The sequence below is a fragment of the Pseudomonas sp. FP2309 genome (assembly GCF_030687575.1).
In the GTDB taxonomy this organism is placed as follows: domain Bacteria; phylum Pseudomonadota; class Gammaproteobacteria; order Pseudomonadales; family Pseudomonadaceae; genus Aquipseudomonas.
Window position 1 is genome coordinate 1,060,554 of sequence record NZ_CP117439.1, and the last position, 17,043, is coordinate 1,077,596.

Annotated in this window: 16 protein-coding genes; 4 read left to right on the forward strand and 12 right to left on the reverse strand. The window is 60.9% G+C overall.

The genetic code is table 11. The annotated features are described in order from the left end of the window. Positions 1 to 61 precede the first annotated feature (61 nt). Positions 62 to 1,030 carry a LysR family transcriptional regulator gene (locus PSH59_RS04745; RefSeq protein ID WP_248075412.1) on the reverse strand — a complete coding sequence of 323 codons (969 nt, stop codon included), beginning with the start codon at positions 1,028 to 1,030 and terminating at the stop codon, positions 62 to 64. 183 nt (positions 1,031 to 1,213) lie between these two features. On the opposite strand from PSH59_RS04745, the gene PSH59_RS04750 reads away from it, so the two are divergent. From PSH59_RS04750 to PSH59_RS04765, 4 genes are read left to right on the forward strand one after another with little or no spacing between them, the layout of a single operon-like run. Further along, positions 1,214 to 2,725, forward strand: coding sequence for an efflux transporter outer membrane subunit (locus PSH59_RS04750; RefSeq protein ID WP_305394413.1), 1,512 nt, complete (start codon positions 1,214 to 1,216; stop codon positions 2,723 to 2,725). A 10-nt stretch (positions 2,726 to 2,735) separates the two neighbouring features. Further along, on the forward strand, positions 2,736 to 4,913 hold the full coding sequence (locus PSH59_RS04755; protein ID WP_305394414.1) for an FUSC family protein: 2,178 nt from the start codon (positions 2,736 to 2,738) through the stop codon (positions 4,911 to 4,913). Beyond that, on the forward strand, positions 4,903 to 5,103 hold the full coding sequence (locus tag PSH59_RS04760; RefSeq protein WP_248075417.1) for a DUF1656 domain-containing protein: 201 nt from the start codon (positions 4,903 to 4,905) through the stop codon (positions 5,101 to 5,103). Before PSH59_RS04755 ends, PSH59_RS04760 begins: the two co-directional genes overlap by 11 nt. A 10-nt stretch (positions 5,104 to 5,113) precedes the next feature. Next, positions 5,114 to 5,974, forward strand: a complete 861-nt coding sequence (locus PSH59_RS04765) for an HlyD family secretion protein (RefSeq protein WP_305394415.1) — start codon at positions 5,114 to 5,116, stop codon at positions 5,972 to 5,974. 10 nt (positions 5,975 to 5,984) lie between these two features. Here the strand turns inward: PSH59_RS04765 and PSH59_RS04770 are convergent, their stop codons facing one another. The 11 genes from PSH59_RS04770 to PSH59_RS04820 form a co-directional block, all read right to left on the reverse strand. Beyond that, the gene (locus PSH59_RS04770) at positions 5,985 to 6,443 is read right to left on the reverse strand and encodes a hypothetical protein (protein WP_305394416.1); all 459 of its coding nucleotides are present in this window, start codon (positions 6,441 to 6,443) and stop codon (positions 5,985 to 5,987) included. Then, positions 6,433 to 7,359: an NAD synthetase gene (locus tag PSH59_RS04775; RefSeq protein WP_305394417.1), complete on the reverse strand. Its 927-nt coding sequence runs from the start codon at positions 7,357 to 7,359 to the stop codon at positions 6,433 to 6,435. The genes PSH59_RS04770 and PSH59_RS04775 overlap by 11 nt, the downstream gene beginning before the upstream one ends. A gap of 105 nt (positions 7,360 to 7,464) precedes the next feature. Continuing rightward, entirely contained in the window at positions 7,465 to 7,866 is a 402-nt protein-coding gene (locus PSH59_RS04780) for a DUF4440 domain-containing protein (RefSeq protein ID WP_305394418.1), read from the reverse strand. Continuing rightward, entirely contained in the window at positions 7,867 to 8,679 is an 813-nt protein-coding gene (locus PSH59_RS04785; protein ID WP_305394419.1) for an SDR family oxidoreductase, read from the reverse strand. It abuts the gene before it with no gap. A 14-nt stretch (positions 8,680 to 8,693) separates the two neighbouring features. Beyond that, complete coding sequence (locus PSH59_RS04790) at positions 8,694 to 9,158, reverse strand: multidrug transporter (RefSeq protein ID WP_248075429.1); 465 nt, start codon at positions 9,156 to 9,158, stop codon at positions 8,694 to 8,696. A 168-nt stretch (positions 9,159 to 9,326) separates the two neighbouring features. After that, positions 9,327 to 9,602 carry a DUF3077 domain-containing protein gene (locus PSH59_RS04795; RefSeq protein WP_305394420.1) on the reverse strand — a complete coding sequence of 92 codons (276 nt, stop codon included), beginning with the start codon at positions 9,600 to 9,602 and terminating at the stop codon, positions 9,327 to 9,329. Positions 9,603 to 10,773: 1,171 nt separating this feature from the next. Continuing rightward, positions 10,774 to 12,225: a mannose-1-phosphate guanylyltransferase/mannose-6-phosphate isomerase gene (locus tag PSH59_RS04800; protein ID WP_248075433.1), complete on the reverse strand. Its 1,452-nt coding sequence runs from the start codon at positions 12,223 to 12,225 to the stop codon at positions 10,774 to 10,776. Between the two features lie 101 nt (positions 12,226 to 12,326). Next, positions 12,327 to 12,983 carry an alginate O-acetyltransferase AlgF gene (locus tag PSH59_RS04805; protein WP_305394421.1) on the reverse strand — a complete coding sequence of 219 codons (657 nt, stop codon included), beginning with the start codon at positions 12,981 to 12,983 and terminating at the stop codon, positions 12,327 to 12,329. 16 nt (positions 12,984 to 12,999) lie between these two features. Next, a complete protein-coding gene (locus tag PSH59_RS04810) occupies positions 13,000 to 14,187 on the reverse strand; it encodes an alginate O-acetyltransferase (protein WP_305394422.1) in 1,188 nt (395 codons plus the stop codon). Positions 14,188 to 14,198: 11 nt separating this feature from the next. Then, entirely contained in the window at positions 14,199 to 15,731 is a 1,533-nt protein-coding gene (locus PSH59_RS04815; protein WP_305394423.1) for an MBOAT family protein, read from the reverse strand. 198 nt (positions 15,732 to 15,929) lie between these two features. After that, positions 15,930 to 17,039, reverse strand: a complete 1,110-nt coding sequence (locus tag PSH59_RS04820; protein ID WP_248075441.1) for a mannuronate-specific alginate lyase — start codon at positions 17,037 to 17,039, stop codon at positions 15,930 to 15,932. Positions 17,040 to 17,043 lie beyond the last annotated feature (4 nt).

Sequence of the window (17,043 nt, forward strand, 5' to 3'; positions counted from 1 at the left end):
TTCCTGATGGAGATTGTCAGGATCGCGCCGAACCACATTGATGTCTGTCGTTTGGTAGAGATCAGTTCGACAGACGCACACCGCCCAGGCTGCCGCTCAACTCATAAGCCGCCAACTCTGCCTGATGCGCCGCCAGAATCTCCGGCAATGAACCACGCAGGTATTCCACCCAAGTCTTGATCTTCGCATCCAGGTATTGGCGCGACGGGTAGATGGCGTACAGGTTGAGTTCCTGGGAACGGTAGTTGGGCATCACGCGTACCAATGTGCCGTTGCGCAGGCCTTCGATGGCCGCGTACACCGGCAGCAGGCCGATACCCATGCCGCTGGTGATCGCGGTTTTCATCGCGTCCGCCGAATTCACCAGAAACGGTGAGGTGTTGATCGCCACGCTTTCCTGGCCTTCGGGGCCGTTGAAGGTCCACTTGTCCAACTGGATCACCGGGCTGACCAGGCGCAGGCAGGCGTGGTTGAGCAAATCATGGGGGCGATGGGCGCAGCCCTTGGCCTTGACGTAATCGGGCGAGGCACAGGCGATGCTGTAGGTAATGCCCAGGCGCTGGGACACAAACCCCGAGTCCGGCAATTCGCTGGCGAGCACGATGGACACGTCGTAGCCCTCGTCGAGCAGGTCCGGCACGCGATTGGCCAGGGTCAGGTCGAAGGTCACGTCCGGGTGGGTGCGGCGGTAGCGGGCGATGGCGTCGATGACAAAATGCTGGCCGATGCCGGTCATGGTGTGCACTTTCAATTGCCCGGCGGGGCGCGCATGCGCGTCGCTGGCTTCGGCCTCGGCTTCTTCGACGTATGCAAGGATCTGTTCACAGCGCAGCAGGTAGCGTTTACCTGCTTCGGTGAGGGCAATACGCCGGGTGGTGCGGTTGAGCAAGCGGGTTTGCAGATGGGCTTCCAGATTGGAAACCGCGCGCGAGACGTTGGCCGTGGTGGTGTCCAGTTGCGCGGCGGCGGCGGTGAAGCTGCCGGCTTCGGCCACACAACTGAAGGCGCGCATGTTTTGCAAAGTGTCCATGGAGTGTTCTCAGGGGAGATGGCAAATTGTGACAGAAAGTTACGCCGACCAGTGATCCCTACCAATGGATTATCGCCCGAACGGTAACAAAGATTCACAGGAATGCCAGCTTATCGTCCTCCCTGACGCCGCCTAGAATTGCGCCACCTCCCGTGCATCACCCACCTCAGGAATTCGTTCGCCGTGCCGCGTCGCATCAGCAGAGAGCTGAAGACTCTCAGTGTTTGGGCTTTATCGTTAGCCATCAGCGGCTGTATCGGAACCGGAGGAATCGCCCCCCAAGGCCTGGCCCTCAATGCCAATAGCCTGGCCACCGACGAAGCCATCCAAAGCGCCGCCAGCGACGCCCATTGGCCCACCGCGCACTGGTGGCAAGCCTACGGCGACCCGCAACTTGACCGCTGGGTCGCGCTTGCCACCCGCGACAGCCCAGGCCTTGCCGTGGCCGCCGCGCGGGTGCGTGAGGCACGGGCCATCGCCGGGGTTGCCGAGTCGGCCGAGTCGTTGCAGATCAACAGTGATACCACGCTCAAGCGCCACAACTGGCCCAAGGATCAGTTTTATGGCCCTGGCGAGTTGAGCGGGGCCAACACCTGGGACAACAATTCGACCCTGGGCCTGAGCTATGCCCTCGACCTGTGGGGCCGCGAACGCAACACCACCGAGCGTGCCGTCGACCTGGCCCATATGCGTGCCGCCGAAGCACGCCAGGCCCAGCTTGAATTGCAAAACAATGTGGTGCGCGCCTACATCCAGCTGTCGTTGCAGTACGCCAACCGCGATATCGTCGCGGCGACCCTGGCCCAGCAACAGCAGATTCTCGACCTGGCCAACAAACGCCTGAATGCCGGTATCGGTACCCATTTCGACGTGAGCCAGGCCGAAACGCCGCTGCCGGAAACCCATCGCCAACTGGACGCCCTCGACGAAGAAATCGCCCTGAGCCGCAACCAACTGGCTGCGTTGGCGGGCAAGGGACCGGGAGAGGGCGCGCAGTTGCGGCGCCCGAGCCTGTCTCTGGCAACGCCACTGAAACTGCCGTCGACCCTGCCCGCGCAATTGCTCGGCCAGCGCCCGGACGTGGTTGCCAGCCGCTGGCAAGTGGCGGCCCAGGCCCGCGGGATTGATGTGGCGCATGCCGGTTTCTACCCCAACGTCGATCTGGTCGGCAGCCTCGGCTACATGGCCACCGGCGGCGGCATGCTGGCGTTTCTGGCGGGGCAGAAATTCAATTACAGCGTCGGCCCGGCGATTACCTTGCCGATTTTCGACGGTGGGCGTCTGCGTGCCGAGTTGGGTGAAGCCAGCGCCGGTTATGACATCGCCGTGGCGCGCTACAACCAGACTCTGGTCAATGCGCTCAAGAGCCTCAGCGACCAGTTGATCCGCCGCGAGTCCATGGACAAGCAGCAAGGCTTCGCCGCGCAATCGGTGGCCTCGGCGCAAAAGACCTACGACATCGCGATGATCGCCTACCAGCGCGGCCTCACCGATTACCTCAATGTGCTCAACGCCCAGACCCTGCTGTTTCGCCAGCAACAGGTCGAGCAACAGGTTCAGGCCGCGCGCCTCAGCGCCCACGCCGAACTGGTCACCGCATTGGGCGGCGGCCTCGGCGCCGGCCAAGACGTTCCCCCGGACACCAAGACACTCCCTGGCAAAACCCCGGCGACTCTCGCCGTGTTCGATCACTGAGCAGGTTACGATGACTCCCTTGCCTGCACCGCTGCGTTGGCTGCGTTCCCTTGAATGGCGCCGTGGCTTTTTCGATTGGGCACGCAGTGACGGCGTGACCTGGGTGTACATCTTCAAGGTGCTGATCGCAGCGTTCCTCACCCTGTGGCTGGCCATGCGCCTGGAACTGCCACAACCGCGCACCGCCATGATCACCGTGTTTATCGTGATGCAGCCGCAGAGCGGACAGGTGTTCGCCAAGAGCTTTTATCGCTTCCTCGGCACTCTGGCGGGCTCGGCGGTGATGGTGTTGCTGATCGCCTTGTTTGCACAGAACACCGAGCTGTTCCTCGGCGCGCTGGCGATCTGGGTGGGCATTTGCACCGCCGGCGCGACGCGTAACCGTAACTTTCGCGCCTACGGCTTTGTGTTGGCGGGGTATACGGCGGCGATGGTGGGCTTGCCCGCGCTGGCGCATCCGGATGGCGCCTTTATGGCGGCGGTGTGGCGGGTGCTGGAAATCTCCCTGGGGATTATCTGCTCCACCCTGGTCAGCGCGGCGATTTTGCCGCAGACCTCCAGCGCCGCCATGCGCAACGCCTTGTACCAGCGCTTTGGTGTGTTCGCGCTGTTCGTCACGGACGGCTTGCGCGGGCGCAGCCAGCGTGAAGATTTTGAGGCCAGCAACGTGCGCTTTATTGCTGAAGCCGTCGGCCTGGAGGGGCTGCGCAGCCTCACGGTGTTTGAAGACCCGCACATGCGGCGGCGTAACGGGCGGCTCAGTCGCCTCAACAGCGAATTCATGAGCATCACCACGCGCTTCAACGCCTTGCACCAGTTGCTTGAACGCCTGCGCACCGATGCCGCCGATCATGTGGTTGCCGCAATCAAACCTGGTCTGCAAGACCTCGCCGAACTGCTCGACGGCTTCTCCGGCCGCGCCCTGACCAGCCCCGATGCGGCGTGCTTGGTCAACCAACTCAGCGCCTATAAGGACCGCTTGCCCGCCACGGTGCGCAGCCTGCGCACGGCGTTCCAGCAGGGCAACCCGAGCGACACCGAGCAGTTGGATTTTCATACGGCCTACGAACTGCTCTACCGCTTCGTCGACGACCTGCACAACTACGCGCAAACCCACGCCTCCCTGGCCGATCACACCCATGCGCGGGAAGACTGGGACGAGGCGTACACACCTAAAACCAACTGGCTGGCTTGCGCTGCGTCGGGCATTCGTGCCTCATTCATCCTGATCGTGCTCGGCAGTTACTGGGTGGCCACGGCCTGGCCCAGCGGCGCCACCATGACCCTGATTGCCGCCGCCACCGTCGGGCTGTCGGCCGCCACGCCCAACCCCAAGCGCATGGCGTTCCAGATGGCCTGCGGCACCTTGATCGGCGCGCTGGTGGGCTTTGTCGAGATGTTTTTCGTGTTCCCCTGGATCGACGGCTTCCCACTGCTGTGCGTGATGCTCGCGCCGGTGATCATCCTCGGGGCTTTCCTGGCTTCACGCCCGCAGTACGCCGGGGTCGGCGTGGGCCTGTTGATCTTCTTCAGCACCGGCTCGGTGCCGGACAACCTCACGGTCTACAACCCGTACACCTTTATCAACGACTACATCGCGATGATCATCGGCATGCTGGTGTGCGCGGCGGCCGGGGCGATCATCCTGCCGCCCAACAGCCGTTGGTTGTGGCGCCGGCTGGAGCAAGACCTGCGCGAGCAAGTGGTGTACGCGATCAGCGGCAAGCTCAAGGGCCTGACGTCGAGTTTCGAAAGCCGCACCCGTGACTTGCTGCACCAGGCCTATGGCCTCGCCGTGGGCCAGCCGCAAGTGCAACGCGACCTGCTGCGCTGGATGTTCGTGGTGCTGGAAGTCGGCCACGCGATCATCGAGTTGCGCAAGGAACAGGCGATCCTGCCGGTGCACCCGGCGTACGCCGACTCCCAGCCATGGCGCCAGGCAATCCGCGTGATGGGCCGCTCGTTGGTGCGGCTGTTCCTGCAACCCAGTGCCAGCAACCTGGAGCGGGGTTTGATCGCGGTCGATCATGCGATCAGTCGCGTGCAGGCCACCGACGAACCCTTCGCCCCGCACTTCGACACCTCGGCCCTGCGCCGGGTGAAAAGCTACCTGCACTTTATCCGCACCTCGCTGCTCGACCCGCAATCGCCGCTGGCGGCTCTCAAAGGATCCCCCCATGCCCCGTGAAATCGCGTTCCACGGCCTCTACATGCCCACGATGACGCTGATGTTTTTGATTGCCGCGGGACTGGCCTGGGCGCTGGACCGCTGCCTGGCCGGGTTCGACCTGTACCGTTTTTTCTGGCACCCGGCGTTGCTGCGCCTGAGCCTGTTCGTTTGCCTGTTCGGCGCCCTGGCGCTGACCGTCTACCGTTGAGACTGCCCCGATGAAAAAGTTTTTCAGCCTGCTCGCGACCTTGCTGGTATTGGCATTGGCGATCTGGATTGGCCGCACATTGTGGGTGCACTACATGGAGACGCCTTGGACCCGCGACGGCCGCGTGCGCGCCGACATCATCAACGTCGCCGCCGATGTCACCGGTGAAGTGGTCGAGGTGCCGGTGCGTGACAACCAGTTGGTAAAAAAAGGCGACCTGCTGATGCAGATCGACCCCGAGCACTACCGCATCGCCGTCAAGCAGGCGCAAGCGTTGGTGGCCTCACGCAAAGCCACATGGGAGATGCGCAAGGTCAATGCCCACCGCCGCGCCGACCTTGATGCGCTGGTGATCTCCAGGGAAAACCGCGACGACGCCAGCAACATCGCCGACGCGGCCCTGGCCGACTACCAGCACGCGCTGGCGCAGTTGGAAGCGGCTGAGCTGAATCTGAAACGCACGCAAGTGGTGGCGGCGGTGGACGGTTATGTCACCAACCTGAATGTGCATCGCGGCGACTATGCGCGTATCGGCGAAGCCAAGATGGCGGTAGTGGATATGAACTCGTTCTGGGTCTATGGCTACTTTGAAGAGACCAAGTTGCCCCATGTGAAGGTCGGCGATAAAGCCGATATGCAATTGATGAGCGGCGAGACCCTCAAAGGCCATGTGGAAAGCATCTCGCGCGGTATCTACGACCGTGATAACCCCGAGAGCCGCGAACTGATTGCCGATGTGAACCCGACCTTCAACTGGGTGAGATTGGCCCAGCGGGTGCCGGTGCGGATTCGTATCGATGAAGTGCCGGACGGGGTGTTGTTGGCGGCGGGGATTACTTGCACGGTGATTGTCAGTGCAGTGCAAAAATGAAGAGGTGGGTCTAGCTAAATAGTGCTTTAAACCTGATTTTTCGTCGGCGCTTTACCCTGAGCATGCTGGTATAGCGGCGGTGGTTCTTTGAGTGGAGGACTAGGATGTAAAGCATGGATGTGAACAAAGGGAATAAGTTGAACAGCGTCGCCGGGTGATTGACCAGGTAGCCAATCGCTAGCCAGGTATTAACGATGGCGACGGGTGTCAGTATTCGAAATGCGTGACGGAAGCCTTCAAATAGCATTATCTGGCCTGCTAAAAAAGTCAGACAAAGTGTCATACCTGTCCCGAAAGAAAACTCAGTCGGTAACTGATTGGCCTTTGCGTAATACGACAAGCTAAGTGCCATGTTGATCGCTATGTTGTTCAGGCTCAGCAGCAGAGCACTGCCCCATGACGGTAAGAACCGATAGGCGTAACGGCGCCAAATTCGATATTCACGGAAGGGGTCGACGTTATAAGTCATAGTCGGAAAACTCCTCATACAGACCAATGACTATGTGATTGATATTTCCGGAGTAGGTGCTGCCTCCAACGCTCAAGGTCGCTCCAATCTGGTCTTTTATTTGAGTGAGAATGCCCAAACGCAATTGGGGGTTGCTGTAGCGTTTGGGTAGCTGCCCCGCGAGCTGCTTCAGGCGAATCATTTCGCGGGGATGGCGGGGGTTCTGCAGTCGCAGCACTTCGCTCGTTAACTTTGCACGTTCCTGGCGACTCATGCGTCTCAAGATGTCTGTCGAACTACGCCCAGTCGCACGCTTGATGGCCATTACTGTTTTGACGCTGGCGAAGGTGGTGGTACCTGCGCCGACCAATGAAATGCCATCCAGGGCGACGGTCATTGCCTGATACCAGCTTAGGCTGTCGTAATAGTCGTTTGTGGCGGGATTGGTCAATTCGTTGGCGACTCTCCATGAACCATTGACACACTGGAGGGAACTGGCAGTCGCAGCGCTGTAGGCGACGTAGCTTAATGCAAGGCTGGTACCCGCGCTGAAAGGCGCTGCTGCAATTCCTGATTTGGCAATGATGTAGCCAATTACGGCCCCTCCACAGGAGGCAGCCATCCCCGATGCCTCTCGCCATAGCTGCGACTCACGCGGCGAGCTTGCCGTCAGTTCCGCATAGTCATCGGCAGTCATCATCGGCCCAGCCACCTCCCGCAAAATCACCCGCTTGGGTTTGATACTGCATAACGGTACAAACTCGCGTAACACCGTTACACGATAATCGCTGCCGATATGCACCACCCCGGCCCCGACGATAGCCGGGTCGGCATCGATGGTTCGATAGAGCTTGGGCAAGTCCAGCAGGCTGGTCAGTCGCTGGCGAGTCGTGGTGTGCGCATCCGGTACACCACTTTGCAGGAAATCGCTGTGCATCCTTTCACCTGTGAGTAAATAGAGGTGAAAGAGCCTGGGGATTGGTTACTTGTAATGATGTCAGGCGGGTCGCTGTTTTTTGTAGGATTCGGCCTGTCAGTTACTTCATTGCGCTATAAAAGTCTCATGCAAATGTCGCCACAACAGCGCGCCACTGGCCTGCTTTTCAAACACCACCGTGGCCCGCCGATCCGTCTGTGTACCGCTGTCATCTACCTGACGTTCGCGGTAAGTCACCGTGGCACCGCGCGCATGCCGGTCAATCCCGGCCATTTCACTCAAGGTGATCTTCAACCCCGGCCGCATGCCACCCAGGCGCGTGAACAGCGCTTTGACCCCGGCCGCATTCACTCGCGTGCCGGTGGCGGGGGCGACCATGCTGAACTCAGGCGAGAAGCGCGCCAGTAGATGTTGCAGGGTGCCTTCAGGCGCAACGCCGGCAAACCATTGCTCGATCTCGACGTGGGTCTGGATTACTTCTTCGAAAAAGTCGGTGTAGTCGATCATTTACAAACTCCCATTCAAACCAAAACGTTTCTTCAGCACCTTCTCCAGCAACCCCTTGGGCAACAACGCCGCCATCCACGGCAACGCCCGACTGCCATTGCCCGATCGCAACAGCCTTGGCGGCTGAGCCTGTTGCACGGCCTTGAGCACATCCGCCGCAAACACACTGGCTGGCGTCGGCTTGTCCTGTGACGCCTGGCTGCGTGCCCGAATACCTTCGCGCAACGGCCACCACGGCGATTGCTCGTTGATCAACAATTCGGCCTGGGCTCCGGCGTTTTTCGCGAAGCTTGTATTAATGGCGCCGGGCTGGACTTCCATGACTCGAATCCCAAACGGCGCCAATTCCATGCGCAATGCGTCGCTCAACGCATGCACCGCCGCTTTGGAGGCGCAGTAGGCGCCGGCGAAGGGCGTGACCAAAACGCCGGACACGCTGCCTATATTCACCACCAGGCCTTTGCTGCGACGCAGTGCGGGAAAGAACGCCTGGGTCACGCCGACGATGGAAAACACGTTGGTCTCGAATTGGCGCTGCATCGCCTCGGTGCCGCCGTCGAGCAACGGGCCCATGGCGCCGTAGCCGGCGTTGTTGATCAGCACATCCAGCTCGCCCCATTGTTCGGCCAGGCGTTGCAGGGCGGTGTCGTCGTTGACGTCCAGCTGCACGGCGTTGAAGCCCGCGGCACTCAGGTCGGCAACGTCGTCCGGGCGGCGGGCGCTGGCCCATACCTCATAGCCCGCCCCCTTGAAGGCATCGGCCAAAGCGCGGCCGATGCCGCTGGAGCAACCGGTGATGAGTACGTTGGGCATGGATCAATCCTTTGTCAGTCCGCGAAACTGCCTTGCAGGTGCTCGGCACGAAATTCCAGGGTTTGCGGGCGGTAGCCGGGGCGCAGCGGTGGGGTGGGCAGACAGTCGTCCCAGGTGGCGCCGGCCTGCAACTCGCCGGGGCCGCGATAGCGGGGTGCGGCGTAGACGTTGTCGGCCAGGTTGACCGTGTCGCCCGGTGCATACGCGGCAACGCGCCAGCGCAGTTCGGTCAGCGGTACATCATTGCCGTTGTTCAGGGTCAGCTTCAGCGGGCGGTCGGCGGGGCATTCCTGCGGGGCGTAGGTGATTCGCAGCTCGAGGCGCGCCAGTTGCGAGGCTTCGCGGTTGTCCAGCCACACCACCCACACGGCCACTAAGCCCAGGCCCACGGCGGCAGCCAGCGACACCGGCAGTGCCTTGGCGGGGTAGCGCAGGAGGAGGATCAGCCAGGTGATGATCAGGAGAACGCCGAAGAACATGTGGGCTGCCTCAGGAATGGATCAGTCATCCTACTGTGGGGAAGACAGGTTGACTATCCGGCGTGCTTTCGGATGTCTTCGCGAGCAAGCCCGCTCCCCACTGTTTGACCGTATTCCATGGCTATACCCGGGCCAAATGTGGAAGGGGGCTTGCTCGCGAAGACTTACTTATTGAGCACAAGCACCTGCCTGCAAGCCTTCAATGGATGCCTCAACCAACGCCAACCCGGTTTCGGCCAATTGCAGGCTGGCCCAGTTCAGGTAGCTCAGGTGTTCGGTGCACAGGTCTTGAGCCGCCAGGGTGAGCACTCGGGCTGTGCCCAGTACATAACTGGCATGTACCAGCGCATGTTCGATGGGGATGTCGGGTTGTACGGCAAACAGATTTTCTTCACTGCGGTCGCAGCGGCCGAACGTGGTGGGGCGGGTGGTTTGTTTGGACATGGTGAAACTCCTATGGAAATCGGAGCTGCCACGCATCGCCGTCAAACGAATGGGTGGCAACTGTACGCAGGTTGACGGACCGGTCATAGGAACCCGGCGCGCTCGAAAGCGCCCCACGCACAGTCGCCATAACGCTGTGCTTGGTCCTATGAGTGTCCGAGGCCGTCAAACCTCATCACGAATAAGTCGTGACAGGCGCGAGGATAGGCAGGATGGGGGCAGGGGTCAATGATGACGGTTGCACCACGATCGTTCCCACGCTCCGCGTGGGAATGCATCCCGTGACGCTCCGCGTCACCAGTGCACAGGACGTGAATCGGGACGCGGAGCGTCCCAGGCGGCATTCCCACGCAGAGCGTGGGAACGATCAGCCCCTACCCAACCCACTGCGGATAGGGGACGCAGTGGGCTGCCCGATAGTTTTCACCGACACGCCACGTTCAACCGGCGTGGAGCGACCGTAGATATGTCGATCGTTCCCACGCTCCGCGTGGGAATGCATCCCGTGACGCTCCGCGTCACCCAGGCACAGGACGTGAATCGGGACGCGGAGCGTCCCGGGCGGCATTCCCACGCAGAGCGCGGGAACGATCAGCCCCTACCCAACCCACTGCGGATAGGGGACGCAGTGGGCTGGGTGAGGGCTTTTTGTACGACTGTTTTACTGCGCGATAGTTTTCACCGACACGCCACGTTCAACCGGCGTGGAGCGACCGTAGATATGTCGATCGTTCCCACGCTCCGCGTGGGAATGCATCCCGTGACGCTCCGCGTCACCCATGCACAGGACGTGAATCGGGACGCAGAGCGTCCCGGGCGGCATTCCCACGCAGAGCGTGGGAACGATCAGCCCCTACCCGACCCACTGCGGATAGGGGACGCAGTGGGCTGGGTGAGGGCTTTTTGTACGACTGTTTTACTGCGCGATAGTTTTCACCGACACGTCACGTTCAACCGGCGTGGAGCGACCGTAGATATGTCGATCGTTCCCACGCTCCGCGTGGGAATGCATCCCGTGACGCTCCGCGTCACCCATGCACAGGACGTGAATCGGGACGCAAAGCGTCCCGGGCGGCATTCCCACGCAGAGCGCGGGAACGATCAGCCCCCACCCAACCCACTGCGGATAGGGGACGCAGTGGGCTGGGTGAGGGCTTTTTGTACGACTGTTTTACTGCGCGATAGTTTTCACCGACACGCCACGTTCAACCGGCGTGGAGCGACCGTAGATATCTTCAAAACGCTCGATATCGTCTTCGCCCAGGTAGCTGCCCGATTGCACTTCGATGATCTCCAGCGGGATCTTGCCTGGGTTGCGCAGGCGGTGCACCGAGGCGATCGGGATGTAGGTGGACTGGTTCTCGGTGAGCAGGAACACGTTCTCGTCACAGGTGACTTCGGCGGTGCCGCTGACCACGATCCAGTGTTCGGCGCGGTGGTGGTGCATTTGCAGGGACAGGCACGCGCCCGGCTTGACCGAGATGTGCTTGACCTGGAAGCGCCCGCCCATGTCCACCGAGTCGTAGGAACCCCACGGACGATAGACTTCACAGTGGTTCTGGGTTTCGCTGCGGCCCTGTTCGTTGAGGGTGTTGACCATCTGCTTGACGCCCTGAACCTTGTCCTTGTGGGCAATCATCATCGCGTCTTTGGTTTCCACCACCACAATGTTGTCCAGGCCGATCACCGAGACCAGTTTGCCGTTGCCATGCACCATGCAGTTGCGGCTGTCCTGGATCACCACGTCGCCTTTGCTCACGTTGCCGTTGGCGTCTTTATCGTTGACGGCCCACAGCGACGCCCAGCAACCCACGTCGCTCCAACCGGCGCTCAGCGGTACGACGCAGGCACGTTGGGTTTTTTCCATCACGGCGTAGTCGATGGAGTTGTCCGGGCAGCAGGCGAACGTGGCGTCGTCGAAGGACACGGTGTCAGCCGTCTGCTCGCTGCGTTCCAGGGTCAGCACGCAGGTGTCGTAGATGTCCGGATCGTGCTTTTTCAGCTCTTCGAGGAAGCGGCTGGCACGGAACAGGAACATGCCGCTGTTCCAGAAATAGCCACCGCTTTTGACGAACTCGACGGCGCGTTTTTCATCGGGCTTTTCCACGAACTGCTGCACGCGGCTCACGCCTTCAGGCAGCAGCGAATCGTTGGTGGACTTGATGTAGCCATAACCGGTTTCCGGACGGGTTGCCGGTACACCGAACAACACCATCTCGCCACGTTCGGCAGCCACGGTGGCCAGGGCCAACGCGCGTTGCAGGGCTTTTTGGTCGTCGATCACGTGGTCGGCAGGCAGTACCAGCATCAGCTCGTCGCGGCCTTCGTTGACCAGCATCATCGCGGTCAGGGCCACGGCCGGTGCGGTGTTGCGGCCGAACGGCTCCATCAGGATGCGTTGGCATTCGAGCTTACGCGCGCTCAACTGCTCGTTGACGATGAAGCGGTGATCCTTGTTGCAGACCACGATCGGGCTGTCCATGCCTTCGAATACCAAGCGCTCCAGGGTTTGCTGGAACAGCGTGTGCTCACCGGTCAGGGCCAGGAATTGCTTGGGGAACTGTTTGCGCGAAAGCGGCCAAAGACGTGAGCCGCTACCACCGGAAAGGATGACTGGAATCATGAGTGTTTCTCCTTAAAAGATAGTTGGAAGCTGCAAGCCACACGCTGCAAGTAACAGCGCTTGGGGTGCAGCTTGAAGCTTGTCGCTCATTACTCGCGCGATCAGCGGGTCGACACTGGGCGTTTTACCCAGACTGGCGACAGGCTCGAACCGGAGCCCGTGACATACAGCACCGCCGCTTCGCCACGTTCCAACGCAACCGGCTTCACATCGCCGACTTTCTTGTCACCGTCATACAACGCCAGGCTCACTTTCACCGGGTTGATCTCACGTTCGCCACGGCCCTTGGCGGCCACCGACTTGACCACGTCGGTCTTGCCGTCGGCGGTCTTGAGGGTCAGGGCTTTGTCGCTGAGGTTCTGCACGCGTACCAGGGATTTCTGTTTGTTCTTGAACGGCGGTTCTTCGATCAGTTGCGGCTGACCGCTGCCGCTGTTGACCAGGGTGTAGTAGTGGTCGGCGGCGAGTTTGACCGGTACGGTCTGGCTGCCGACCTTGGCGCTGTAGTCGCCGCCCGGCATAAAGCTGAAGTCGCTGCTGGCCAGGGGCGCAACCTCGCTGAGGTTGGTGTTGCCGACGGTGGCGCTGACTTCCTGGTTGCTGGCGTTATAGATGCGCACGAAGCTCGAACCTTTTGGCGCGACAGGGCCGTACAGGGCGGCATCACCACCGGCGAAGGCTGACATCGATACGACGCTCAGGCCGGCAGCGATGGCCAGAGTCTTGGCGAGACGACGAGGAGTTGTAGTGAAAGTCATGTGAGTTACCTCTCTTTCAGTTTTGCGCCCGGTCGGGCGTCTCGGATTTCTGATTTTTAAAAGCAGGGGTGTTGATAGCCATGTTTTGTTGGCGCGAACCGGCTTGTTTAAGCTGCGCAACCCACGCGGGGTCGGCGTCACCGATTTCGTTGTTTACGGGCAGATAACGTTCAGGAAATTCCCAGATCAGCACTTGTGGCGGGTTGTTCTTGAAGTCGTCGCTTTTGAGGTAGCTGAGCATTGGCAGGATCGGGCCATGGCCGTCTTCGGCGTAGCTGATCACGTCACTGCCCAGGGCTTGCTTGAGGGCGCCGACGAAGTTCCAGTTAGGGTTGGCGCTGTAGCTGGTACCGACCAGAGCCACCGGGGTTTCGCTGTCGCTGAACAGCGCATCGTCGCCTTTGGTTTCGGCCAGGTGCGTGACGCGCTTTTGCAGCGGCTCTTTGGGCGGCATCAGGTTTTCGAACAGCGGGTCCAAGGGCAGGAACAGACGCAGGTCGCCTTTGTGCGGCTCGGTTTTTTCCGCCTCGGTGACAAAGCGCTGTGGCTCGCCGCTCAGGGGCGTCTTTTCGGCAATCGCTTTGGCCAATTGCTTGGCGGCGATTTCCGCACCGTCCGGGGTCCAGTGGGTGTCGGTGCGCAGGAACACTTGCTTGCCGGCGAGCTTGGCCTGTTGCAGCGGGCCGAGCAGGTCGGGGGCAGGGATGCGGTCTGCCGCCACACGGGCGTGGAAGTCCTGGTACAGGTTGGCGTGGATGCTCGCCGGTTTCACCTCACCCAGGTGCTCCGGGTACAGGCGCACTTTGGCCGGCACGATGGCCATCACCAACTGAATGCCTTGTGCCTTGAGCTTCTGGCGCACACCTTCGACCAGCGCGTAGTTGCCTTGCAGGTTCTGGTCTTCGTTGACGGCGGGGTTGAATTCCTCGTCGCTGTACAACCAGTGATCACGGCCCAGCACGACGCCAGGGCGACCTTCATTGAACAGCTTGTAGTCCAGCGCCGCCCACAGGTTGGTGCCCAGGCGCTTGATCGGGAACTCATCGTCGTAGTGCGTTTCCACGGCCTTGGCCCAGCGACCGTTGAGCACGGTCGCATCGGCGTTGGTGCTGAAGCCAAAGAAACTGCGCAGCGACCAGGCGCCCAGGGCCAGCAGCAGCACCATGAACAGGCTGATATAGAGGACGCGTAATGAACGGGTCATGGTCGGCTCCCTCAGAATTGGAAGTAAAGGAACGGCGAGAAACTCTGCGCCGACAGTTTGAGAATCGACGCCACGAACAGCAGCAGCACGGCGGCGCGCATGGCGTAGCGTGGCCAGTCAGCGGTCCAGTAGGCCGGTTGAACGGCGGCTTCCTGACCAACGGTGAAGCCTGGTTGGTGGATGCTGCCGGGGTTGTCGCCCGGTACCGCTTTGATCAGGCTCGGGTCGGCCGGCTTGGTCTTCTCGGCAGGGCGGTTGGTGTAGAAGTCGCGCAGGCCGAAGAACGCCAGCGTTGCGTAGGCCACCACCAGGGTTGCCACTTGCAGGCCGGTGAGATTGGCGCGGTTGAGTTCCGACAGCGACCACTCGCCAAAGCTGAACATCGCACCGTACATACGCCCGGCCACGTGCAGGTTTTCGGCGCGGAAGATCACCCAGCCCATCACCACCAGCAGGAAGGTGAAGGCCCAGCGCAACACGTTGAAGCTGCGTGGCGCGGTGTTCAGGCCAATGGCTTTTTCAATCGCCAGCCACATACCGTGCCAGGCGCCCCACACGATGTAGGTGATGTTCGCACCGTGCCACAGGCCGCCCAGCAGCATGGTCAGGAACAGGTTGCGGTAGGTGGTCAGCGTGCCTTTACGGTTGCCGCCCAGGGTGATGTACAGGTAGTCACGCAGCCAGGTGGACAGGCTGATGTGCCAGCGGCGCCAGAACTCGGTGATCGACTGGCTGATGTACGGCTGCTTGAAGTTTTCCATGAAACGGAAACCCATCATCAAGCCCAGGCCGATGGCCATATCGCTGTAGCCGGAGAAGTCGAAGTACAACTGCGCGGTGTAGGCCAGCGCACCCAGCCAGGCATCGCCGGTGGTGGGGTTTTGCAGGGCAAAGCAATGGTCGGCCACCACCGCGAGGGTGTCGGCAATGAAAACCTTTTTGATGAAACCCTGCATGAACCGCGTGCAGCCCTCGGAGAACTTGTCCAGGGTGTGGGTGCGGTTGTTGAACTGGTCGGCCAGGTCGCGAAAACGCAACACCGGACCGGCAATCAAGTGCGGGAAAATCGCCACGAACGCTGCAAAGTCGATCAGGTTGCGCGTAGCCGGGGTGTCGCCACGGTACACGTCGATGATGTAGCTGATGGACTCGAAGATGTAGAACGAGATGCCAATCGGCAACAGCACGTGGGTGAGGATGAACGGCTCAAGGCCTGCCGACTTCATCATCACGTTGATGCTGTCGACGCCAAAGTTGGCGTACTTGAAATAGCCGAGGATGCACAGGTCGACTGCCACGCCCAGCAGCAGCCAGCGTTGGGCAGGCTTGGTGCGCACGCCGGCTGCGCCAACCTTGAGACCGATCCAGTAGTTCCACAGCGTGACGGCTGCGAACAGCGCCAGGAAGTCCACTCGCCACCAGGCGTAGAACACATAGCTGGCAATCAGCAGCAGCAGATTGCGATAGCGTTGCCCGCTTAAGTAGTACAAGCCGAGAAAGATCGGCAAGAACAAAAACAGGAACACGTTGGACGAGAAAACCATCCCGATCTCTCCATGTTTAACCAACAGTCAAGGGCCAACGGCCCCCCCAAACCCCCCACGAATGCGAGGGAGGTTGTGATGTGATCGTTCCCACGCTCTGCGTGGGAATGCCTCACTGGACGCTCTGCGTCCGCTTTTGGGACGCGGAGCGCCCCTGGCTGCGTTCCCACGCGGAGCGTGGGAACGATCAGCTGTGTATCAGCTGCCTTTGTTGCCTTTTTCGTGCGCCGGGTCGTAGACCTTGGTCAGGTCACCCCCCAGGCGGAAGGTCTTGAACGGCTGCATCCCGTGCTTGCGCTCGATCACATCCGGGGCGCAGGTGTAGAGGGTGCAGAACGGCTCAAGCCAGGCATATTTCATGTCCTCCTTGAGGTCCTTCATGTCCTGCTCCTTGCCGTTCTTCTGTTCGAAGATTTCCGGGTCTTTCACCCCGGCCAGCACCTTGTCGCCCAGGCGCTTGAGCGCGCTGTTGTTTTCCTGGCGCAGGTCCACACCGTTGACCAGGGCAAAACTGGCGATCATCGACAGCGGCGGCAGGGCGTAGTTGTGGTACGACAAGGCGCGTTGCTGACGCTTCAATTCGTTGGGCAAAAAGCCCTGGTCGTCGACCTGGTTCACGCCGACTTTGTATTCCTTGACCGCCCAATCAAACAGGTCGCGACGGTTGGTGGCGATGGACGTCGCCATCACCGACCAGGCGGCCCAGTAGGAGTGGTTGTTGGTTTTTTCCAGGGGCAGGTTGTCCCAGTCGCTCACCACTTGGTCGGCCAGTTTGTTGAACCAGGCTTCGATCAGTTGCGATTCCTGCTGGTGGTTGGCCAGCGGGTGCGAGTCGGAGAACTTCAGGCGTACATAGGCCGAGGCCATGCTGCCCAGCGCCCATTTGCGCATGGACTTGCCGGTGTGGTTGAAGTCCTTGGACATCAATGCATCGGCCTTGGCCCACGACACCAGCCAGTTCAGTGTGCATTCAAGCTGCTCGGGGCGGCCGTCGCGCATGAACTGCATCACACGCTTGCTGGTGTCTTTTTCCAGCTTGGTGATGTCGGCGGTGCTGTCGCGGAAGGCTTTTTCCGACTGCACATTCAGCGTCGAACGGGCCTTGTCGGAGCCTTCGTACTTGCTGCGAAATTGCAGAGGCCCGGTGTAAGGCGTCGGCATGGTGTCGCAGTTTTCCTTGAAGTCGCCGGTCTTGAACGCTTCGATCGGTGCGAAGTAGCCCTGGGGCGGACGCAGCGGAGCGGCGGCGTTGACGGAGCCTGCGAAGATCGCAAGGCCCAGTAACGATGGAATCCATAACTTCTGCATAAGT

Coding starts and splice junctions, on each gene's coding strand:
- PSH59_RS04790 (WP_248075429.1), bottom strand. CDS start 9,158: ATGTTCTTCGGCGTTCTCCTGATCATCACCTGGCTGATCCTCCTCCTG.
- PSH59_RS04795 (WP_305394420.1), bottom strand. CDS start 9,602: ATGTCCAAACAAACCACCCGCCCCACCACGTTCGGCCGCTGCGACCGC.
- PSH59_RS04805 (WP_305394421.1), bottom strand. CDS start 12,983: ATGACTTTCACTACAACTCCTCGTCGTCTCGCCAAGACTCTGGCCATC.
- PSH59_RS04765 (WP_305394415.1), top strand. CDS start 5,114: ATGAAAAAGTTTTTCAGCCTGCTCGCGACCTTGCTGGTATTGGCATTG.
- PSH59_RS04755 (WP_305394414.1), top strand. CDS start 2,736: ATGACTCCCTTGCCTGCACCGCTGCGTTGGCTGCGTTCCCTTGAATGG.
- PSH59_RS04785 (WP_305394419.1), bottom strand. CDS start 8,679: ATGCCCAACGTACTCATCACCGGTTGCTCCAGCGGCATCGGCCGCGCT.
- PSH59_RS04770 (WP_305394416.1), bottom strand. CDS start 6,443: ATGACTTATAACGTCGACCCCTTCCGTGAATATCGAATTTGGCGCCGT.
- PSH59_RS04810 (WP_305394422.1), bottom strand. CDS start 14,187: ATGACCCGTTCATTACGCGTCCTCTATATCAGCCTGTTCATGGTGCTG.
- PSH59_RS04820 (WP_248075441.1), bottom strand. CDS start 17,039: ATGCAGAAGTTATGGATTCCATCGTTACTGGGCCTTGCGATCTTCGCA.
- PSH59_RS04780 (WP_305394418.1), bottom strand. CDS start 7,866: ATGATCGACTACACCGACTTTTTCGAAGAAGTAATCCAGACCCACGTC.
- PSH59_RS04815 (WP_305394423.1), bottom strand. CDS start 15,731: ATGGTTTTCTCGTCCAACGTGTTCCTGTTTTTGTTCTTGCCGATCTTT.
- PSH59_RS04775 (WP_305394417.1), bottom strand. CDS start 7,359: ATGCACAGCGATTTCCTGCAAAGTGGTGTACCGGATGCGCACACCACG.
- PSH59_RS04760 (WP_248075417.1), top strand. CDS start 4,903: ATGCCCCGTGAAATCGCGTTCCACGGCCTCTACATGCCCACGATGACG.
- PSH59_RS04745 (WP_248075412.1), bottom strand. CDS start 1,030: ATGGACACTTTGCAAAACATGCGCGCCTTCAGTTGTGTGGCCGAAGCC.
- PSH59_RS04800 (WP_248075433.1), bottom strand. CDS start 12,225: ATGATTCCAGTCATCCTTTCCGGTGGTAGCGGCTCACGTCTTTGGCCG.